The 20,742-nt window shown below is 62.1% G+C and carries 13 protein-coding genes, 1 tRNA gene and 1 pseudogene; 9 read left to right on the plus strand and 6 right to left on the minus strand.

The window, feature by feature from the left end:
* Nucleotides 1-109: 109 nt before the first annotated feature.
* On the minus strand, nucleotides 110-385 hold the full coding sequence (locus EN935_RS02620) for a DUF1153 domain-containing protein (protein WP_013529904.1): 276 nt from the start codon (nucleotides 383-385) through the stop codon (nucleotides 110-112).
* 289 nt (nucleotides 386-674) lie between these two features.
* Here EN935_RS02620 and mnmA point away from each other — a divergent pair, with 289 nt between their 5' ends.
* Nucleotides 675-1,865, plus strand: coding sequence for a tRNA 2-thiouridine(34) synthase MnmA (gene mnmA / locus EN935_RS02625; protein WP_109659592.1), 1,191 nt, complete (start codon nucleotides 675-677; stop codon nucleotides 1,863-1,865).
* 158 nt (nucleotides 1,866-2,023) lie between these two features.
* Here mnmA and EN935_RS02630 read toward each other — a convergent pair whose 3' ends face one another.
* A complete protein-coding gene (locus tag EN935_RS02630) occupies nucleotides 2,024-2,983 on the minus strand; it encodes a Gfo/Idh/MocA family oxidoreductase (RefSeq protein ID WP_109659590.1) in 960 nt (319 codons plus the stop codon).
* Nucleotides 2,984-3,223: 240 nt separating this feature from the next.
* Between EN935_RS02630 and EN935_RS02635 the strand changes: the two genes are divergently transcribed.
* Nucleotides 3,224-3,300, plus strand: a tRNA-Met gene (locus EN935_RS02635).
* Nucleotides 3,301-3,428: 128 nt separating this feature from the next.
* On the opposite strand, the gene EN935_RS02640 is transcribed toward EN935_RS02635, so the two are convergent.
* Both EN935_RS02640 and EN935_RS02645 read right to left on the minus strand, forming a co-directional pair.
* Nucleotides 3,429-6,557, minus strand: a complete 3,129-nt coding sequence (locus EN935_RS02640) for an efflux RND transporter permease subunit (protein WP_127263248.1) — start codon at nucleotides 6,555-6,557, stop codon at nucleotides 3,429-3,431.
* Nucleotides 6,557-7,666 carry an efflux RND transporter periplasmic adaptor subunit gene (locus EN935_RS02645; protein ID WP_164548763.1) on the minus strand — a complete coding sequence of 370 codons (1,110 nt, stop codon included), beginning with the start codon at nucleotides 7,664-7,666 and terminating at the stop codon, nucleotides 6,557-6,559. Before EN935_RS02645 ends, EN935_RS02640 begins: the two co-directional genes overlap by 1 nt.
* An 84-nt stretch (nucleotides 7,667-7,750) precedes the next feature.
* Here EN935_RS02645 and EN935_RS02650 point away from each other — a divergent pair, with 84 nt between their 5' ends.
* The 3 genes from EN935_RS02650 (at nucleotide 7,751) to EN935_RS02660 (ending at nucleotide 10,563) form a co-directional block, all read left to right on the plus strand.
* The gene (locus EN935_RS02650) at nucleotides 7,751-8,329 is read left to right on the plus strand and encodes a TetR/AcrR family transcriptional regulator (RefSeq protein ID WP_127263247.1); all 579 of its coding nucleotides are present in this window, start codon (nucleotides 7,751-7,753) and stop codon (nucleotides 8,327-8,329) included.
* 46 nt (nucleotides 8,330-8,375) lie between these two features.
* On the plus strand, nucleotides 8,376-9,677 hold the full coding sequence (gene fabF, locus EN935_RS02655; RefSeq protein ID WP_127373155.1) for a beta-ketoacyl-ACP synthase II: 1,302 nt from the start codon (nucleotides 8,376-8,378) through the stop codon (nucleotides 9,675-9,677).
* A 70-nt stretch (nucleotides 9,678-9,747) separates the two neighbouring features.
* Nucleotides 9,748-10,563, plus strand: a complete 816-nt coding sequence (locus EN935_RS02660; protein WP_127265531.1) for an oxidoreductase — start codon at nucleotides 9,748-9,750, stop codon at nucleotides 10,561-10,563.
* Nucleotides 10,564-10,790: 227 nt separating this feature from the next.
* Here the strand turns inward: EN935_RS02660 and EN935_RS02665 are convergent, their stop codons facing one another.
* A complete protein-coding gene (locus EN935_RS02665) occupies nucleotides 10,791-11,261 on the minus strand; it encodes a nucleoside deaminase (RefSeq protein ID WP_109659575.1) in 471 nt (156 codons plus the stop codon).
* A 353-nt stretch (nucleotides 11,262-11,614) separates the two neighbouring features.
* Nucleotides 11,615-12,536 (minus strand): annotated as a pseudogene (locus EN935_RS02670) (family 16 glycosylhydrolase).
* 450 nt (nucleotides 12,537-12,986) lie between these two features.
* Between EN935_RS02670 and EN935_RS02675 the strand changes: the two are divergent.
* From EN935_RS02675 to EN935_RS02690, 4 genes are all read left to right on the plus strand, one after another.
* A complete protein-coding gene (locus EN935_RS02675; protein ID WP_109659573.1) occupies nucleotides 12,987-13,634 on the plus strand; it encodes a response regulator transcription factor in 648 nt (215 codons plus the stop codon).
* Between the two features lie 313 nt (nucleotides 13,635-13,947).
* The gene (locus EN935_RS02680; RefSeq protein WP_127373156.1) at nucleotides 13,948-17,955 is read left to right on the plus strand and encodes a DUF5801 repeats-in-toxin domain-containing protein; all 4,008 of its coding nucleotides are present in this window, start codon (nucleotides 13,948-13,950) and stop codon (nucleotides 17,953-17,955) included.
* 70 nt (nucleotides 17,956-18,025) lie between these two features.
* Nucleotides 18,026-19,867 (plus strand): type I secretion system permease/ATPase, encoded by a 1,842-nt coding sequence (locus EN935_RS02685; protein ID WP_245468987.1) that lies wholly within the window; start codon nucleotides 18,026-18,028, stop codon nucleotides 19,865-19,867.
* Nucleotides 19,868-19,880: 13 nt separating this feature from the next.
* A partial coding sequence (locus tag EN935_RS02690; protein ID WP_206534487.1) for a biotin/lipoyl-binding protein occupies nucleotides 19,881-20,742 on the plus strand: 862 nt, incomplete at its 3' end.

Raw genomic sequence — 20,742 nt, forward strand, 5'->3', positions numbered from 1 at the left:
AGCTTGCGTTGTGGCGATCGAGGGGGGCCGCGCTCACCGGCCCGCGAGCGAAAAAAGGACGGTTGCGCCGCCCCTCGATTCACGACCGCCGTTCCAGAAGCAAATCTTGCTAGTGCCGGTATTGCTGGATGCGTGTCGTGCGCAGCCCGGCAAGGCCATATTCGTCGATCGACGCCTGCCAGGACAGGAATTCCTCGGTGGTGAGCTTGTAGCGTTGGCAAGCCTCGTCCAGGCTCAAAAGCCCGCCGCGCACGGCCGCAACCACTTCCGCCTTGCGCCGGATAACCCAGCGACGTGTATTCGTCGGCGGCAGATCGGCAATCGTAAGTGGGCTGCCGTCAGGCCCGATAACATATTTGACTCTCGGTCTAACCAGATCGGTCATCGTACTCTCTACAAAAAACTCAAAGACCCAATCCCCGCCACGTTACCGCCACAGCTTTAAAAATTGCCTAAGCAGACCCTAATGACTAGGTAAGGATCATGAACGCCGCGTTAGTCTTTTCGCTGGCATTTGAAACATCCGCCTGGAAGCGGCGGCAGTGCGCGAAAAATCCACCCGTTCACCGGAACCGGTCGCCGCCTGTCGGTCCGCCCTGCAAGCTGGCGTAGCCGCAAAGCTTGACCTATATTCGCGTCATTGGCATTCAGACGCCGTGCAGAACGAAAGAACCATGAACAGCCTCGATCTTCCCGGACGTCCCGAAAACACCCGTATCGTCGTCGCCATGTCGGGCGGTGTCGATTCATCGGTCGTCGCCGGCCTGCTGAAGCGCGAGGGCTATGATGTCGTCGGCGTCACCTTGCAGCTCTACGACCATGGCGCGGCGACGCACCGGGCCGGCTCATGCTGCGCCGGGCAGGACATCGACGATGCCCGCCGTGTCTCCGAGACGCTCGGCATCCCGCATTATGTGCTCGACTACGAGGAGCGCTTCCGCAAGGCGGTGATCGATCCCTTCGCCGAGAGCTACGTCGCCGGCGAGACGCCGATCCCATGCGTTTCCTGCAATCAGACGGTGAAGTTCGCCGACCTCCTGGCCACCGCCAAGGAGCTTGGCGCCGACGCCCTGGCCACCGGCCATTACATCCGCTCCGGTGCCAATGGCGCCCACCGCGCGCTCTACCGGCCAGTCGACGCCGACCGTGACCAGAGTTATTTCCTGTTCGCCACCACGCAGGCACAGATCGATTATCTGCGCTTTCCGCTTGGCGGCCTGTCGAAGCCACAGGTTCGCGCCATTGCCGAGGAGATGGGGTTGACGGTTGCCGCCAAGCAGGACAGCCAGGACATCTGCTTCGTGCCGCAGGGCAAATATTCCGACATCATCGCCAAGCTGAAGCCGACTGCCGCCAATCCGGGCGACATCGTCCACATCGACGGCCGCGTGCTCGGCCGCCATGAGGGCATCCTGCGCTACACGATCGGCCAGCGCCGTGGCATCGGCATAGCTTCCGGCGAGCCGCTCTACGTCGTCCATCTCGATGCCGACCGCGCCCGTGTCGTGGTCGGCCCGCGCGAGGCGCTGGAGACGCACAAGATCTATCTGCGCAATATGAACTGGCTGGGCGACGGACCGCTCACAGATGTCCCCGCTGGCGGCCTGGAACTGTTCGCCAAGGTTCGCTCGACGCGACCGCCGCGCCCGGCCGTGCTGCATCACGGCAAAGGCGCCACATGGGTGGAACTGGTCGACGGCGAGTCCGGCATCGCGCCCGGGCAAGCCTGCGTGCTCTATTCCGATGACGGCAACGAGGCCCGCGTGTTCGGCGGCGGCTTCATCGAGCGTTCGGAGCGTGGCGCCGAGGCCGAGGCCATGCTGACCCGGCTGGCCGCCAGGCCGACGCAGATTCCCGCGGAGTAGGGGCTCCGTCCTCTCGGAGACCGTTTCGAAATTCGCTCTGGCGAGTCATGAGCGGACATTTGGGTCCGTGAGCACAGTTCTACTGCGTCGACGCAGTAGAACTGGGAAGCGCAGAAAACGCCACTAGATGGCCGCCGGAGTGGAATTTCCAAACGGTCTCAGGATTTGGTGTGCGTGACCGTGCCCGCGGTCAGGATGCGCAGCACCCTGATGGCTTCCTCGCCGCTGGTGCGCGGCTCGGCACGCGTCTCGATGCACTGGATGAAATGCTCCAGCTCGCGCGTCAGCGGCATGCCCTGGGCAACCGCGACATAGGACGGCTCATTGGTGGTGAAGGCCCATTGGCCGCTGTCCTGCCACACCGCATGGCGGTAGACGGCAAGCTTGCGTTCCCATGGCTCGACGTCGTCGAACACCGCCATCGCCTTGGTGCCGACCACCGTCAGCCGCCGCTCGCGATAGGGATTGAGACGCGAGGTGAAGAGATGGCTGCGCAGGCCGTTGGGAAAGCGCATGTGCAGATGCGCGAAGTCGCTGAGATTGTCGAGCAGGGCGGCCCCCTCGCCGCGAACCTCGATCGGCTCTGTGCCGGTGATCGCCAGGATCATCGACAGATCGTGCGGCGCCAGGTCCCACAGAGCATCGTTCTCGGTGTGGAACTTGCCGAGGCCGAGCCGGTGCGAGTGGATGTAGCGGACTTCGCCGAGTTCGCCCTTGTCGATCAGCCCTTTCAGCGTCTCGAAGGCGGGGTGGAAGCGCAGGACATGGCCGACCATGAAGACCCGGCCATTGTCCTTGGCCGCCTGCACCGCACGCTCGGCATCCGCCACCGTCAGCGCGATCGGCTTTTCCACCAGCACGTCCTTGCCGGCCTCGACGGCACGCACGGCAAGGTCGGCATGGAATTGCGGCGGCAGCGCCATGACGATGGCGTCGATATCGTCACGGACGAACAACTGGTCCGGCTCGATCGCCAGGCAGTCCTGTTCGCTGGCGAAGCCTTCGGCACGGGCCCGGTTGGTGTCGGAGACCGCGTGCAGCGCGCCGAGCGCCTTGAGGGTGCGGATGTGGTTGCTGCCCCAGTATCCGCAACCGAGGACTGCAATGCGCGGCTTCATCTGTTTCAAACTCTAAAAACTCGTGGCCGAGACATAGCGACGTGCCCCGTCGAACTCAACCCCGGCGGCAGCAACCAAATGTCTGCGCGGCAAAGCTTTTCGATAATGACGATAAGCCGGCAAGCCGGCTGCTTCGAAGCTTGACAGGCTCACCCTCCCAACCTTATATCCGCGCGACCTTGGCGAACGCCCCCGACGTGCCTTTCGATTTGAGGCGGATTTCGGGCCTTTCGCCGCCCTGGCGGGGTAGCTCAGTTGGTTAGAGCACGGGAATCATAATCCTGGGGTCGGGGGTTCAAGTCCCTCTCCCGCTACCATTTTGTCAATAAGATCAATCGGTTACGTGGGCATCCGCTACCGTTGGCCATACTGATTGCTCTCACTAGCATCGACACACGAACCCGCCAGCGCCCCGTGCAGACAAACGAGGCTCGGCAACGGTGCCCTACTCAGCAGCCATGACTGGTCGCATTTCCAGTTCCTCCGTCGAAACCTCATGGATTTCATCCGCCGTCGGGACCTCATCCGCAGTCGGCTTGATCCGGAACCACGCGGTGTAGAGCGCGGGCAGGAAGAGCAGGATCAACACCGTGCCGGCCGCCGTTCCGCCGATCAGCGTATAGGCCATTGAGCCCCAGAAGACGGAGTGCGTGAGGGGAATAAAGGCGAGCACGGCGGCAAGTGCTGTCAAAATGACGGGCCGTGTGCGTTGCACCGTGGCCTCGATGACGGCGTGATAGTCGTCAATGCCGGCTGCGCGGTTCTCCTTGATCTGTTCGGTCAGGATTAGCGTGTTGCGCATCAGGATGCCAGCCAGTCCTATCATACCCAGAATGGCGTTGAAGCCGAAGGGCTGGTGGAAGGTGAGCAGCATCGGCACGACTCCGACAAGGCCAAGCGGTGCTGTCAGCATGACCATGAACATCGTGGAGAAAGATCGCACCTGGAGCATGATGACGATCAACATGGCGGCTATCATGGCCGGGAAGACTTTAGCCAGCGCGGTGTTGGCCTTTTCCGCCTCTTCGATCGATCCGCCCATTTCGATGCGATAGCCGACCGGAAGAGACGCAATCAGCGGCTGAAGGGCCTGCATGATCTGCTTGGAGACCTCCGGAGGCTGGGTAGCTTCATTGATGTCCGCGCGGATCGTGACAACGGGCGTGCGGTCACGGCGCTTCAGGATTGGCTCCTCCTGACGGATTTCCGAATGCCCGATCTGGTCGAGCGGAATCGAGCGGCCGTCCCGGCTTATCAGCGAGAAATCCGCCAGACGCGCCGGATCCAGCCGCTCGCCGCCGGCGCTGCGTGCCACGATGGGGACGTTGCGGATGTCCTCGCGAACCTGCGTAACGGGGATGCCGGTGAGAAGGAATTGCAGTTGCTGAGCCACCTCCGCCGGCGAGAGGCCGATGAGGTTCAGTCGATCCTGATCGGGGACAAAGCGAAGCACGGGCGTGCGGTTGCCCCAGTCGCGGTTGGCCTGCCGCACATCCGGGACGCTCCGCATGATGTCGAGAGCCTTTTCGGAAATGCTGTAGAGCTGCGTCGCATCGGGGCCCATGACCCGGAACTCGACGGGGAACGGCGTGTAGGGGCCGAACACGAGCTGCGTAACGCGGACATTCGCCTCGGGCGCAAGCCCTTGCGCCACTGCCTCTCGGAGCCGGTGCTTCAACGCCTCACGCGCCTCCGCGTCGGGGGTCAGCACGACGATCTTGGCGAAAGCAGGATCAGGCAGTTCCGGAGCCATCGCAAAGAAGAAGCGCGGAGCGCCCTGGCCGACGTAGCTCGTGACAATCTTGGCCTCGGGCTGGCTGTCCAGCCAATTTTCGAGCTTTTCGACCGCAGCGGTCGTTGTCTCGATGCTACCACCTTCCGGCAGGCGAACCTCCACCAACACTTCAGGGCGGTCGGATGTCGGGAAGAACTGCTGTTTGATGCCGGCCATACCGACGACGGAAAGCGCGAAGGCTATGCCAACGATACCGCAGGTTACGAACTTATGGCGCACAGCAAACGTGATGACCCGCCGCAAACGTCGATAGTTACGCGTGTCGTAAATAGCGTGGTGACCGCCTTCGACCGGTTTGATCGCGGGCAGCATCTTGACACCGAGATAGGGCGTAAAGACCACCGCGACGATCCAGGAGACGATGAGGGCGAACCCCACGACCCAGAAGATGTTGCCGGCGTATTCGCCAGCCGTCGAGCGCGCAAAACCCACCGGCACAAAGCCGGCGATCGTCACCAGAGTTCCCGATAGCATCGGCGCCGCAGTGTGGCTCCATGCATAGGCCGCCGCCTTAATGCGGTCCATCCCCTCTTCCATCTTCACCACCATCACCTCGATAGCAATAATGGCGTCGTCCACGAGAAGACCAAGCGCCAGGATGAGGGCGCCGAGCGTGATGCGATCGAAGAACCGGCCGGTTTCCAGCATGATGAGGAAGACCACGGCGAGCGTCAGAGGGACGGCAGCCGCCACGACGATCCCGACGCGCCAGCCCATGCTAAGCAGACTGATCAGCAGCACGACGCCGAGCGCCATCGCGAACTTCAACATGAATTCGTCGACCGCCGAGGTGATGTTGACAGCCTGGTCGGACACCTTGTCGAGCGTCATGCCGAGCGGCAGTGTCTGTGTGATCGCGGCAGTCCTGTCCTCCAGGGCCTTGCCGAGCGCGCGACCATCCCAGCCCTCCTGCATAACGGCCGCGAGCATGATGGTGGGCTCGCCCTGGCGTCGGATGAGGTATGTGGGAGGGTCCTCATAGCCGCGGCTGACCTCGGCGATGTCGGATAGCTTCAGCGTCCGCCCCCCAGCGACAATCGGGGTGTCGGCGATCGCCTGAACGCTGTCATAGGCGCCGTCGACCCGAATGAAGAGGCGCGGCCCTAGGGTGTCGATCGAACCTGCTGGCGTGACGGTGTTCTGCCGCTGCAAGGCACCGACGATGTCCTGTGCCGACACGCCGAGGTTTGCCAGTTTGGCGTAGGAAAACTCGACGAATATCTGTTCGGGACGTTCACCAAGGATGTTGATCTTCTTGACGCCGGGCACGTGCAGGAGGTCCTGGCGGATCACCTCGGCCTGCCTCGCCAGCTCCCGCATCGGCATGCCTTTGGCCTTCAGCGCATAAAGGGCGAAGCTCACATCCGAATATTCGTCGTTCACGAAGGGGCCGAAGACGCCGGGCGGCAGGTTGCGGGCTTCATCACCGAGTTTCTTGCGAGCCTGGTAGAACTCCTCCTGCACGGCGGATGACGGTGTGCTGTCCTTCAGCGTGACCGTCATATACACATAACCTGGCCGTGTGGTCGTCTCCACCCTGTCGTACCAGGTCAGCTCCTGAAGCCGCTTCTCCAACGGTTCGGCGACGAGATCCTGCATCTCGCGCGCCGTCGCGCCCGGCCATGCCGTCGTAACCGTCATGGTCTTGATGGTGAAGCTAGGGTCCTCGGCCCGGCCGAGCATAAGGAAGGCGTAGGCTCCGGCAGCCACCAGCAAGAGGATGAAGAATAGGGTGACGGCGCGTTCGCGAACGGCGATCGCGGAAAGATTAAAGCTCATCAGTTGCTCCCGCTTTCGGACTCGGTCCGGACGCGAGCGCCCTCCTGCAGGAGGTGGGCGCCGAGCGACACAATGGGAACGTTCGAGTTCAATCCGGAGATCACAGCGGTTTCGCTGGTTACACGAACGAGTTGCACGGGCTGAAAGTGTACGGTTGAGGTGGCGCTGTCCAACACCCAAACGCCAGTCTTGCGGCCGTCATCGAGCACGGCTCCCAGTGGCACCTGGACTTCTGGCTGTTGCGCCTGGCTTGCGAGCCGAACGGTAACCGTCGCGCCAAGTGGTGCAGCGGCAGCTTCGCCGTCGAGCACATAGCGCGCCTCATACGTGCGGGTCTGGGCATCGGCGGAGTCCGACAGCTGCCGCAGATGCGCTGTATAACGACGCTCATCGCCACCATACACGCTCGCCTCAGCCGCCGAGCCGATCGCCGGCCGGATCGTTTCGGGAAGGGCGACAACCGCTTCGCGCGGGCCTGCCTTGGCGGTCCGGATCACTGGCTGGCCGGCTGCGACGACCTGCCCCGGCTCGCTAAGCGTTTCGACCACCGTTCCATCCGCGTCCGCCAACAGGACTGCATAGGCCGCCTCGTTCTCGGCGACCCGTGCGTCGGCTTCAGCGGCGGCAAGTTGCGCCTGGGCTGTATCCATCGCAGCCTTCGCCTGCTCGTAGCGCTGCGGTGTAACCCACCCACTGCCAAGCAAACTGGCGTATCGCCGTTCATCCGGCTGTGTCTGAGCGACTGTTGCCCGCGCTGCCGCAACGGCATTGCGCTTCGCCGAAAGCGCAAGGCGCAGATCGGTATCATCAATCCGCATCAGCGGCTGACCGGCTTTGACCTGCTGACCAACGTCCACCAACCGTTCCACGATCTTGCCGGGAACCCGAAAGCCCAGATTGCTCTGCACCCTCGCCCCGATGACGCCGGTGAAGCCACGTTCTGATTCGGTGACCGGCGCTGCCGACACAAGTCTGACGAATGGTGCCTCCTGCCTTGGGTCGGTCACCAAAGGAGCTTCCTGCGCGGGAGTAGCAAACGTGGCGAATGCCGCCACCCATGACATCGCCGTCAGGGTCGATCCCAATACGATAACGGTTCTCTTTTTCACGCTCGTCGCCTCATCTCAAATTAGATTGCGTTCGATTTCTATATCGATTATAGATTACGAACGCAATCAAAAAGGAGATCGACGATGCGCGTGAGCCGAATTCAAGCCGCAGAAAACCGCGAAACCGTGATCAATGTGGCAAGCCGCCTTTTTCGGGAGCGCGGCTTTGACGGCATCGGCCTCAAGGATTTGATGAAGGGCGCGGGGCTGACCCAGGGCGCCTTTTACAAGCAATTCGCGTCAAAGGAGGACCTGGCGGCGCAGGCGTCCAGGCGGGCGATGGAGAGCGCCACCCACAGATGGTCGGACGCAACTGCGGCAAACCCTGAGAATCCACTCGAGGCGGTGATCTCATTCTATCTCAGCATGGACCATCGCGGAGAAAGGATGGACGGCTGCCCGGTCGTTGCGCTCGGCTCGGATGCTGCCAGGCAGGGCGCCGAGGTGAAGGCGTCATTCGAAGCCGGGATCAAGGAATACCTTGAGATGCTCGCTAGTTGGGTTGGCAAGGCCGACGGCGAGGAGACCGGCGGCAAGGCCATGGCCATTCTGTCGACAATGGTCGGGGCGGTGCTGCTCTCACGGGTCGTCAACGACCCCGACCTTGCGCAGGCTTTTCTGGATGCGGCGTCCGATCAGGTTCGCGAAGCAGTCGCCGCTTGAACGGCGTGGGCAGTGCTGTCGGCGCACCCAAGTGATAGGAGAATAGATGCGACGGATTGTTGTTACAGGCATGGGGGCGGTCACGCCCCTTGCTGCCAATGTCGAAGCGTCATGGTCGCGCCTGCTGGCCGGTCGTTCGGGCGTCCGTAGGCTTCCGGACGATGTGGTGGGAGACCTGCCGGCAAAGATTGGCGGCGTGGTTCCCTCCTTGAAAGAAGACCCCGACGCTGGCTTCGATCCTGACGGCGTCCTGTCCGTGAAGGATCAGCGCAAGGTAGATCGGTTCATTCTCTTTGCGCTGGCCGCGGCGGAAGAGGCGCTTGCGCAGGCGAAATGGAAGCCTGCCTCGGAAACGGATCGCCTGCGCACAGCAACGATCATCGCTTCAGGGGTCGGCGGCTTCCCCGCCATCACCGAGGCGGTGCGCACGGTCGACCTGCGTGGCGCCCGCCGCCTGTCGCCCTTTACGGTGCCATCCTTCCTGGTGAACCTCGCAGCGGGCCAGATCTCAATCCGTCATGGCTTCAAAGGTCCGTTGGGCGCACCGGTGACGGCGTGCGCGGCCGGCATCCAGGCGATCGGCGACGCGGCCCGTCTCATCCGCGCGAACGAAGCTGATATTGCCGTGTGCGGCGGCACGGAAGCATGCATGAACATCGTCAGTCTCGGTGGGTTTGCTGCCGCACGCTCTCTTTCAACCGGCTTCAATTGGGCGCCGGCGCAAGCCTCGCGTCCCTTCGACGTATCGAGGGACGGCTTCGTCATGGGCGAAGGAGCCGGCGTGCTGGTCATCGAGGCGTTGAGCCACGCGCTGGCGCGCGGCGCAAAACCGCTCGCCGAACTCGTCGGCTACGGCACGACGGCGGATGCTCATCACGTCACCTCTGGGCCTGAGGACGGCGGCGGTGCGCGCCGGGCCATGGAGATCGCGATTGCGCAAGCGGGGATTTCGCCGCACGAGGTTCGTCATCTCAACGCGCATGCGACCTCCACGCCAGTCGGCGACCTGGGCGAGATCGAAGCGATCAAGAGCCTATTCGGTCGCGATTTCGCGATAGCCGTCAGCGCAACGAAATCGGCGACCGGACACCTGCTGGGCGCGGCCGGCGGGCTTGGAGCCATCTTCGCGATCCTGGCGCTCAGGGATCAGGTGGCGCCGCCGACGCTCAATCTGAGCGCTCCCGATCCGGCCGCCGACGGCATCGACTTCGTCGCAAACGAGCCCCGGCCAATGGAGATGGAGTATGCGATCTCCAATGGCTTCGGCTTTGGCGGCGTGAATGCCAGCGCCTTGTTCAGGCGCTGGACCGCCCCAGCGGCCCGACGCGAGCGCCAGGGGCGCTCATGATTGGCACCCTTCACACCGACCTTCCATGGTTCTCCAACTCCGGTTCAACACAAAGAAAGAAATAATTTCCATGAACAAGACCAATCCTGGCGTCGCCCTTGTGACAGGGGCATCTTCCGGCATCGGGCGGGCTACCGCCGACGCCTTGCTAAGCGCGGGCTATCGCGTATTCGGAACCAGTCGTCGCACTGCTTCCAACCAATCCGACGGCGTTACCATGCTGACGTGCGACGTGACCGACGACGCGTCCGTTGCGAAAATGGTCGATGACGTTCTGGCCAAGGCCGGACGCATCGACCTGCTTGTCAACAATGCCGGCATGGGTCTGTTTGGTGGCGCGGAGGAGTCCTCGATCGCCCAGGCTCAGGCGCTGTTCGACGTGAACGTCTTCGGCGTTTTCCGCGTGACCAACGCGGTGTTGCCGACAATGCGACGCCAAGGAATGGGCAGAATCGTTAATTTGAGTTCGGTACAGGGGTTCATCCCCGCTCCCTATTTCGCACTTTACGCGTCGACCAAACATGCCATCGAGGGTTATTCCGAGTCGCTCGATCACGAATTGCGCCCGTTCGGCATTCGCGTGTCGTTGGTGGAGCCCGCCTATACCCGTACGGCATTCGAGGACAATCTCGCCGCCCCCGATCAGTTGCTTGATATCTATGATTCCGCGCGCGCTGGCATGACTATGTCCGTTCGGAAATCGATGGAAAAAGGCGACGCGCCCGAAGTGGTAGCCAAGACCATTTTGGCCGCTGCGATCGATCCCACTCCGAAGAAACGCTATGCGGCGGGAAAAATGGCGCGTCAGGTAAGTTTCCTGCGACGCTTCGTCCCCGCGTCCGCATTCGACAAGAGCCTGAGAAAACAACTAGGGCTGCCAGTCTGACGATTTCGGCTGCAGACAAAACGAGGTCTTCGAATCCAAATGCTGGGACTAGATGACCAACTCGTACATTGAGTAGAGGGGCAGTTCAAAAATGAATGCTCATCCAAGACAACGGAGCAGGAACCGCCGATCCGACGAGTGTGGGGAAAGGCGGTAGCGCTCTCCCGCTACCATCGTTCCAATCGACAGAGTGGCAGCCGGCCTCCCAGGCAAAAGTTCTGCCGCCCCTAGCGCCGCCAAAAACTGAGATGCGGGGCGAGGAGCTCCTCCTCCATCTCGGGGAAGGGGCCGTGGACAGCGATCTGCTTCTGCCCCGAGCCGAGCACCGTGCGCGAGGAAAGGTCCATCGTCGGATTCTCGGCGTGGTCGCCAGTCAGCGCGAGAAGCTTGGTCTCCTCGAAGCCGTAGACCAGCCGGCCGATATTCGCCCAGTAGAGCGTCCCGGTGCACATGGCGCAGGGCTCGCCGGTTGAGACCAGCGTACAGGACCAGAGAAAATCCGGCGGATAGGCGTCCGCGGCACGTCGGCTGAGTTCGGTTTCGGCGTGGCGCACGGTGTTGATGTTGCCTTGCCGCATGAGGATGCGATCGTCAGGGCCGACGAGCACACAGCCGAAAGGATGATGCCCGTGCGTGGCGGTTTCGCGCGCTACCGCATCGGCGGCGCGCAGGTGGGCGAGCATCTGGTCGCGGGTCATCGCCTGGTGCCCCTCATAGGCTGTCTAAGCCGATACTCCCAGATGAAGTCTGGAATGGCGTGGACGGTAGCAGATGGAGTGATTTCGCGATAGCCATGGGTGGCTCTGAGCAGTGCTCCCGGCGGTCCCGAGCGAGGGCCGATCCGCGCGTCGTAGCCTTCCGGCAGATGGACGATGAGATCGTGCCCGCCGGGCAGCGCCCGCCCCGTCAATATCTCGTCCGGGGCCATCTGAGGTTTGAAGCGCCATGTTTTCGGCAATGGTCCGTCGAACGATTGGACGTCCTACGGGAGGTGCCCGATATGGTTTGATGACGAATGTGTCCGTGCCGACCCCAGCGTCAGGTGTTGCGCCTAGATAACCCAATCGTTCAACGAATAGGCATGGATGTAGTCGATATGCATTTGCGCGGGCGTCACAAGCCCGTCGGCGGGCGCCCCCGCGATGCCGCCCACTGCCAGATCGACCAGCATATACATCGGCTCTTGCATGTCGGCAGGTGTTGCGGCACGGGCAACTTCGACGTCGTCGAAATACCAGACGAGTTCGTCTTCCGTCCACAGCACACCGTATTTGTGGAACCCTGCGGTATCCGAGGCAAAGGGCATCGATGCCGCTGTCGTATGCGTTCCCGTCTCGTTCGAGTGGCTTGTCATGAGGAGCTTGTTTGGATCCTGACCGGTCATCTCTATGATGTCCAGTTCCGGTGGCCAGGAGCCGTCCGCCGGCAAAAGCCAGAAGGCCGGCCATGTTGGCGTGCACCTGTTTGAAGGAGGTGAAGCCGTAGCTCCCGATGCGCACTGTATCCTCGACGCTAAAGTCCAGGATCAGGTCACTGCCGTTGCCGGGGGCCACGACGAAAATGTCCGCCCCGGATCCACCCTTGAGAACGTCGTCGCCCTTTAAGCCATCGATCGTCTGTTGGCCGAAGCCGCCGGTAATGATGTTGTTCAGCTCGTTTCCGAAAGCATAGTGTTTGTCGTTCGTGACCGTCAGGTTCTCGAAATGCGCCGGGAGCCTGTAGCTCATCCAGGTCGAGATGGTGTCGACACCCTCGTTGGCCAGCTCGACCGCCTTGTTCTTCGTGGAATACAGATAGTAGATGTCATCGCCCTTGCCGCCATACATCGTGACGCTGACATTACTGTCGCCATGGAGCGAGTCGTTGTAGATGCTGCCATAGAGCGCCGGGCCGGAATTCGTCGCCGAGTACCACTTGGTCGAGGACCCGCTGTAGGGAAGTGGAACGCCCTTGGCGTTCAGGACAGTGGCCATGCTGGTCTCAGCTCCTTGGACTCGCCTCGATGTCAGCCCCAGCATCTATGGACGACACGAGAAGCCAATGCCTTTTTTGACCTTCGAATAGTGTTCGACTGGTGAGAGTTACCAAGAACTTAGCACGCAGCCGCTCCGGGCCGCCGCCATTGCCTCGAATGTATCCAGGTTGGGCTGGCAGCACTTTTTTTGGTCAGAAGTTGTCGCAATCTTAGGCGAGGTTTGACTTCGCAGTCAGCGTGGAGAAAACGCGCCTTGCGCCATCAAAAGGCAATCCGCCGAGCAACATCGTACGGCGGCGAAATCCCGGGCCGGCCGACCTGACAGCCTCAGATTATTTTTATAGCAGTCACTATATTAGCTATTACTTGACAAACAGTCTAAGCTCTGGTTTCCTGATTTAACGGGTACTTAACCAAGTTAGTTGCGTTTTTACCGGACGGTGTTCGTATGTCGACTTTGGTTGTCGCGGACCCGCGGGGGGTGTATCTCGCCGGTCTGGAGTGGGTGTTGCAGAGGGCTGGACACGATGTTGTCGCCCAGTGCCGCCGCCCTGTCGACGTTCTCCCTCATGTGGAGCGCCAACGGCCTGATATCGTCATCGTCGGCCTGGATATCGCGGACCCCCAGACATCAGCTCTTTCCTCCCGGCTGAAGGCCTGCAACAGCGCTCTCGGCATCATCTTCATCGTGCAGCCAACCGGCAGGCTCGATATCAAGGAAATACAGACGCTCGACGTCGACGGCCTGCTTCTGGACGGCATCAGCCACCGCTATCTCATCGAATGCGTGAATGCGGTGGCGACAGGCAAGAAGTGGATCGACAACAACATCGTCCAGCAACTGCTGATGCCCCGATCGCAGCCGCAGCCGACGTCCAGGTTGACCGGGCGGGAGACCGAGATCGCCGATCTCGTCTCGCGCGGGTTGCGCAACAAGACCATCGCGCAACGGCTGCACGTATCCGAAGGCACGGTGAAGATGCACCTGCATCACGTCTACGAGAAGCTACACCTCGGCAGCCGAGCGGAACTGGCCTGGGTGGCGCATGGCAAAGGCGCGGACGTTCCAGCAACGCGCCGCACCGACCTGATCTGACCATCGCCTTCAGCTGACATCGACATGATGACGGCAACAGGCCGGAAAGCCGCCTGACGCCATCGGCCGTAAGGCCCGCACCACCGCCCGCGCCAGCCTGATCTATCGAAGGATATATATCGTTCGATCAGGTACGGCCATTCACCCTAACACTATCGAACCGGGAATGGACGCGCCCTCTGCGTCGGCGACACAATGGAGGATTAAAGGCCGCAATTCAGCGGGTCAGCGGGTGCACTCGGGTAGGGGCATCCAGCATCTGGAGGGGATGACCCCCTTTTCTTGATGCGTTTTGAACAGGGGGAGAATCTCCATGGCACTCGATATCACAACCCAAGACATCATCATCGACGAAACCATCGGCCTTCAGGACGATGATATTAACCCGTCCATTGCGCCGTACAACACCGACACCACGCTGACATATCTCCTGGGTCTCGACGCGGCTGGCGGGCTGCCCTCACCGGAGGTCGCCTTCCAGACCAACTTCGTGGTGGCCTCGGCGAGCGCGGGCGAAACCATCACCTCGGTCGCTCTCTCCCAGAACTTGTCCGGCACCCCGTTTTCCACCACCGTCGGCGTGAACAGCGGCATTCAGACGGTCGATGGCAATTATGTCTGGCTGTTCCAGGATCCAACGCATCCAAACGTCGTGATTGGCGTCATTGGCACCTCTGACGCGACCGCCGAGCCCGCCGAGACCGGGCCGCTGGCCTTCTCGTTTGCGCTGATCCCCACCAGCACCACCAATGCGGATCTCTACACGGTCGAGTATGTGCCTTTGCTCCATCCGGACGCGACCAACCCGGACGACCGTATCGATCTGACTGACAAGGTGTTCGCCTCGGTCACGGGCACCAGCGTGGCTGGTTTCGCGGGCACGGCCGCCGCGCCCGGCAATCATGATTTCTACCTGATCAATTCGTCCAATGACGCGTCCAAGCAGCTTCTGGTGATAGGTCTGAACGGTGGCACCGCCAACGTGAGCGAACAGGGCTTCGGCATCAACAACCAGAGCATCAATCCAAACGAAACGCTGCAGGTCGATTTTGTGACCGGCGGCAATCTGAACGCAGGTAGTGCGTCGCAAATCCAGTACGGCAGCCATCTCGAGACTATCACGGAGGCCGGGTTCACGATCAGCCAGATCACGCCTTCCACTCCGACTGCGCGTGTGGACGTCAGCATCAGTGCCTTCAACAATACGGGCAACGAGCAAAGCACGGACTTCTTTGACGGCACTGCGACCAGCCCCGTGGACATCACCGGCATCAAGTTGACGGGTACATCGGGGTTTGCATCCGTCATCACCGTCGATGGCACCTATGCCACGGCAAGCGGCAACGTCACCGTCACCGGGCTCAGCGGGACCGGGAACGCCGTGACCATCACCGGGCTCGATAACACCACCACCGTCGACATCACCACCAGCAGCCCAATGGATCGGTTGCAGGTCAAGGGGGTCGATTCGAACGAAGGATGCGACATCAGCGAGTTCCATTTCTCGTCGACAAGCACCAACGCCTACAGCGAAGAGGTCGGCTCCCACATCAACTTCGACGACGACGGCCCGAGCATCTCCATCACCGGTGCGGAGCCGACGCTGACCGTCGACGAGTCGGCTCTTGCCACCAACGACACGAAGAGCTTTGCAGGCAACTTCAGTTCGGCCTTCGGCGTCGACGGCGCCGGCACGCTGACCTATGCGCTTGGCGTCCTTGGCGGCGGCACGAATGTCGTCAGCGGTCTTGTCGACACTCAAAGCGGCGAGGCGGTGGTCCTCAATCTGAATGCCAGCGGTGTGGTGATCGGCACCACGGCGTCGGGCGGGCTCGAAGTATTCCGTGTCTCGGTCGACGCCGCCGGCAACGTGACACTCGACCAATCGCGGGCGGTGGTCCATTCGGACACCACTGACCCGAACGACAGCACCAGCCTGGCCGCCGACAATCTGATCCAGCTCACCGCGACCGTCACCGACAAGGACGGTGACCACCTGCCGGCCAGCCTTGACATCGGCCAGAACCTCAACTTCAAGGACGACGGCCCGAGCATCTCCACCACCGGCACCGAACCGACGCTGACCGTTGACGAGTCGGTTCTTACGACCAACGACACGAAGAGCTTTGCAGGCAACTTCACTTCGGCCTTCGGCGCCGACGGCGCTGGCACGCTGACCTATGCGCTGGGCGTCGTGGCAGGCCCTTCGGGTCTGGTCGACACGGCGACCGGCCAGGCGGTCATCCTCTCGCTCAATGGCGGCGTCGTTGAAGGCCACACCTCCGGCTCCAACGACCTCGTCTTCACGGTCTCCGTCAGCGCCGCCGGCGACGTTACCCTCGATCAGCTCCGCGCGGTGGTCCATGCGAACACCAGCAACCCCGACGACAGCACCAGCCTGACCGCCGACAATCTGGTCACGCTCACCGCGACCGTCACCGACAAGGACGGTGACCACCTGTCGGCCAGCCTCGACATCGGCCAGAACCTCAACTTCAAGGACGACGGCCCGAGCATCTCCACCACCGGCACCGAGCCGACGCTGACCGTTGACGAGTCCAACTTGGGTGCCAACAGCGCGGATTTCGCGACTGTTTTCACCCCGAATGCCGGCGCAGATGGTGACGCCATCAGCTATGCGCTCGGCATCAATCAGGTCACGAACGTTAGCGGCCTAACCGACACCTTGACCGGCCTGTCCGTCCTGCTTTTCGTCGAAGGAGGCGAGGTCGTCGGTCGTGCCGGTTCAGCCGCTGGCGATATCGTGTTCACGGTGAGCGTGGCTGCGGACGGAACCGTGACACTCGATCAGGCACGGGCTATCATACACTCGCCCGACACCGGGCCGGATCAGCAAACATCGCTGGCGTCCGACGATCTCGTCACCTTGACGGCGATCATCACCGACGGTGACGGCGACCAGGCCTCGGACAGTGTCAACATCGGTACAAGCCTTGTCTTCAAGGATGATGCGCCGACGATCACGGTGCCGTTCGACGGTGACCAGACCGGCGTTCCTGGGACCCCCGAGACTCTGGCCAACACGCTCAACGCGTCGGCCACCGGAGCCTTCGGCTACGACATCGGCGCGGATGCTCATCCGGCCGCGTTCTATGCGGGCGGCGGTTCCGACTTTGTCGACCAGAACGGCGCGCTTGCCGGCGTCCAGATCGGGCTCACCGGCACGATCACCGGCGGCGGCGGTGGTAACATCCTCACCTCGGAGGTGACGCTGGCATCGGAGAGCCTTACCTCCGCGACGTTCAACTTCACGTTCACCTACGACAAGGATCCGGCGGCTGGCGTCCAGACGGGCACGGCGGGCGGCACCCTCGTCTTCGACAAGATTGCCGATACTTATACCATCCACCTGACCGACCCTCTCGAGGGCTTCAGCTTCGACGTTATCCACACCAGTCAACTCTTGTCCAAGGAGCCCCTCGGCAACACGGGCCACCCGCCGATCGTGCTGGAAAAATTGCAGGCTGATGATCCGAATACGCCGGCTAACGAAAACTTCTACGTGCAGTTCACGGGCAACTTGATCAACAAAGCCAACCCGTTCAGCTTGACCGCCAATGGCGAGGGGTCATCCGGCGACGCCACCTTCACCCTCGGTGGTCACGAGATGGTGAGCAACGCCAATGAAACCTGGGTGTCCGCGACGCAGAGCACCAACGGTGTCGCCGGTGACACGATCCAGAAAGGCGAACTGCTCACATTGCGGTTCTTCGACAGCAACGTCGGTATAGCGAACGAGGCCATCACCCCGACAGCGACCGCCGGCACCATGGCCATCAAGTTCGACGGCATCGGCAACAGCGAGGACCTGATGCTGATCCTCAACCTGATCGACGACAAGGGCACGGCGTCCACAGCCGACGATGTCTCGATCACGCGGGCCATGTACGTGCAGAACGCCGACATCTTCAAGATGGGTCACGTCCCGGCCCCGTACAGCGGCGAGTTCACGCTCGACAACAATGACGGCCTCGTCATCATCGAGCAGAACGACTACAACGCTGCCGGCGAGCACTTCGTGTTGCAGGGTGTCCAGATCATGCAGTCGGGCAACGGCATCACCGGCAACGGCACGGCGATCAACCTGAACCCGACGACCGGCGCTAGCGGCGGCAGCAATGCGACCACCAACCTGGTGAACTTCGACCCCACCGACAACGACGTGCTGAAGATCACGGACATCGGCTTCACCTCGACCTCGACCCAGACGCCGGATGCCCACCTCGACTTCGCCTTCCAGGTGGCGGACGCGGACGCGGACCAGACAGCGATGCAGCACATACTTGTTGACGTCGCCTGACGCTTGACCAACGGGGGCGGCCAATGCTGCCCCCGTTCCGCATCTGTCGCACGGAGATGTCATCCAGATGATGAAAACCAGCCAACAGCCCCCTGCCCTGCAGGTGGTGATGAAAGAGGCCAGACGCGCCATCCGGCCGCTTATCTGGTTCAGCGGCGGCATCAACGTGCTGATGTTGACCGGGGCGCTTTATATGCTCCAAGTCTACCACCGCGTGCTGTCCAGCCACAGTCTGGAGACGTTGGTGATGCTGTCGCTGATGGCGGCAGGGGCGCTCGTGACAATGGCGGGGCTGGAGGTGGTCCGCGGGCGTCTCCTGGCCACCGTCGGATCGTGGATGAACGCACGGTTGGCACCGGTTCTCCTGACAGCATCGGTAGAGTATGCCGCCTCGGCGCCCGGTCATGCCAACGCCCGTCCGCTGCGCGACCTGGATCAAGTACGAAATTTCTTCACCAGCCCGAGCATCTTCCCAATCCTTGACGCGCCCTGGGCACCGCTGTTTTTCGCCGCCATATTCGTCATGCATCCTTGGCTGGGCTGGTTGGCGCTGTGCGGCGGGATCGTCCTGTTTGCGTTGGCGTTGCTCAACGAATACCTCACACGCAAGCCGTTGAACGAGGCCGCAAGCGCACAGTCACGGGCATATGTGCAAGCCGAGGCGGCGATCCGCAACGCCGAGGTCGTACAGGCGATGGGCATGTTGAAGCCACTGCTGGAGGGCTGGAAGGCACAGCAAGACGAGGCCAACAAAGGACAAGTTCTTGCCGCCAATCGTGGCAGCGTCATCGCGGCCATCGCGCGTTGTCACCGGCTGGCCCTGCAAATGGCCATACTGGGCCTTGGTGCGTATCTGGTGCTTCGAAACGAGGCTTCACCCGGCATCATGATCTCCGCCTCGATTCTGATGGGGCGCGCGTTGTCGCCGGTCGAGCAAGCGATCGGCACATGGAAGGCGACGGTCGGAGCGCGTGCCGCTTACCGGCGTCTCACCGCAGTCGCCGGACAACACCGGGAGGCCACGCCGGTTATGCCGCTGCCACGACCGAAAGGCAGGTTCGAGGCCGACAATCTCGTGCTTGCCCGACAGGGCGGCGAGCATATCCTGAAGGGGGTCAGCTTCCGGCTCAATCCGGGTGAGGCAATGGCATTGATCGGCCCGAGCGGGGCCGGCAAGACCAGTCTGGCGCGGATACTGGCCGGTGCCTGGCGCCCATCCGGGGGGCGTGCGTTGCTGGACGGGATGGACGTTGCCCAATGGGCGGCGGAGGACCGTGGTCATTATGTCGGTTATTTACCGCAGGACATCGAGCTCTTCGCCGGTACGGTCTCGGAAAACATCTGCCGCTTCGCGAATATCAACCCAGCGGTCTTCAACAACGTGGTCAAGGCCGCGCAGTTGGCGGGAGTTCACGAACTGATCAAAGGACTGCCGAAGGGTTACGCCACCGAGATCGGCGAATCCGGCGCGGTGCTGTCGGGTGGGCAGCGCCAACGCATCGGGCTGGCGCGGGCACTCTACGGCGACCCGCCGCTCATTATCCTGGACGAGCCCAATTCCAACCTCGACCGCGAGGGTGAGGACGCATTGATCGCAGCCCTCGGCGCGGTCAAGACGGCGGGCGCGACCATTATCCTGATCGCACACCGAGCGAACATCATGGAGAAGGTCGACAAGATATTGGTCCTCAATCGGGGCCAACAAGACCTCTTCGGTTCACGTGACTATGTCTTCAACGAACTCGCCGCGCGCATCCGCCCGATAACTCACCAGGTAACTCAGATGCCGGCTGATTCGACGCCGGAAATCCCCGCCGCCGTGCTCGGCGTCAGCAACGGGCCACGTCCCTCTTCAAAACGTACGTCGCGTCCAAGCGCATTGGGCACGACCATCGTGGCGAACCAGGCATGAAATGGGAACAGATATGAACGTCGTGCCGTTACCCGTCCCGCCGCCCTCCCTGCTGGAACCGATACCCCTGCGTCTCATGGGCGTGACGTGCGCCGGGTTCGCGATCATGTTCCTGTTCTTCGGGGTGGCCGGGGGCTGGGCGGCGCTGGCACCGTTGGACAGCGCCGCGGTGGCACCGGGCGTCGTCAAGGTTGCTGGCGACCGCAAGCTCATCCAGCACCTCGAGGGCGGCATCATCGCGGAGTTGAATGCCGCCGACGGGGATATCGTCAAGGCGGGAACGGTCCTCATCCGGCTCGACACCACGCAGGCAAAGGCGCAGCTCGACCTGATCCAGAACCGGATAGCAACGCGAGAGGCGCTTGCCGCGCGTCTCAGGGCCGAGCGCGACGGCAAGGCCGAGATCGAGTTTGATCCGGCATTGCTCGCAAACCCCGCCAATGCCGCAAAGGACGCGGTTGCCTCGCAGCGTGACGTGTTCGCGGCGAAGCACCACAACTTGACCGACGAGCAGGAAATTCTCAGCCAGCGCCGTCACCAGACCGAGGAAGAGATAACGGGGTTAGAGCAGCTTATCGTCACCAAGGACAAGCAGATCGAGGCGATCGAGGGTGAAAACAAGGACCTTCAGACTCTGCTCGATAAGGGGCTGACCACCCGCGAGCGGAACCTGTTGCTCAGACGACAACAGCAGGAGATCGAGGGGGAGCGCGCTACCAACCTCGCGGCAATCGCTCGTGCCAGAAGCGCCATGGCCGAGATTGACATGCAAATCTTGAACCTGAGCACAGTGCGGCTGAACGAAGCCGTCGACGAGTTGAGCAAGGTCGAGGCGGAGTTGTTTGACCTCGGACAGGAGGAGCGTTCCGCCAAGG

The sequence above is a fragment of the Mesorhizobium sp. M7D.F.Ca.US.004.03.1.1 genome, assembly GCF_003998635.1.
Taxonomy (GTDB): Bacteria; Pseudomonadota; Alphaproteobacteria; order Rhizobiales; family Rhizobiaceae; genus Mesorhizobium; species Mesorhizobium loti.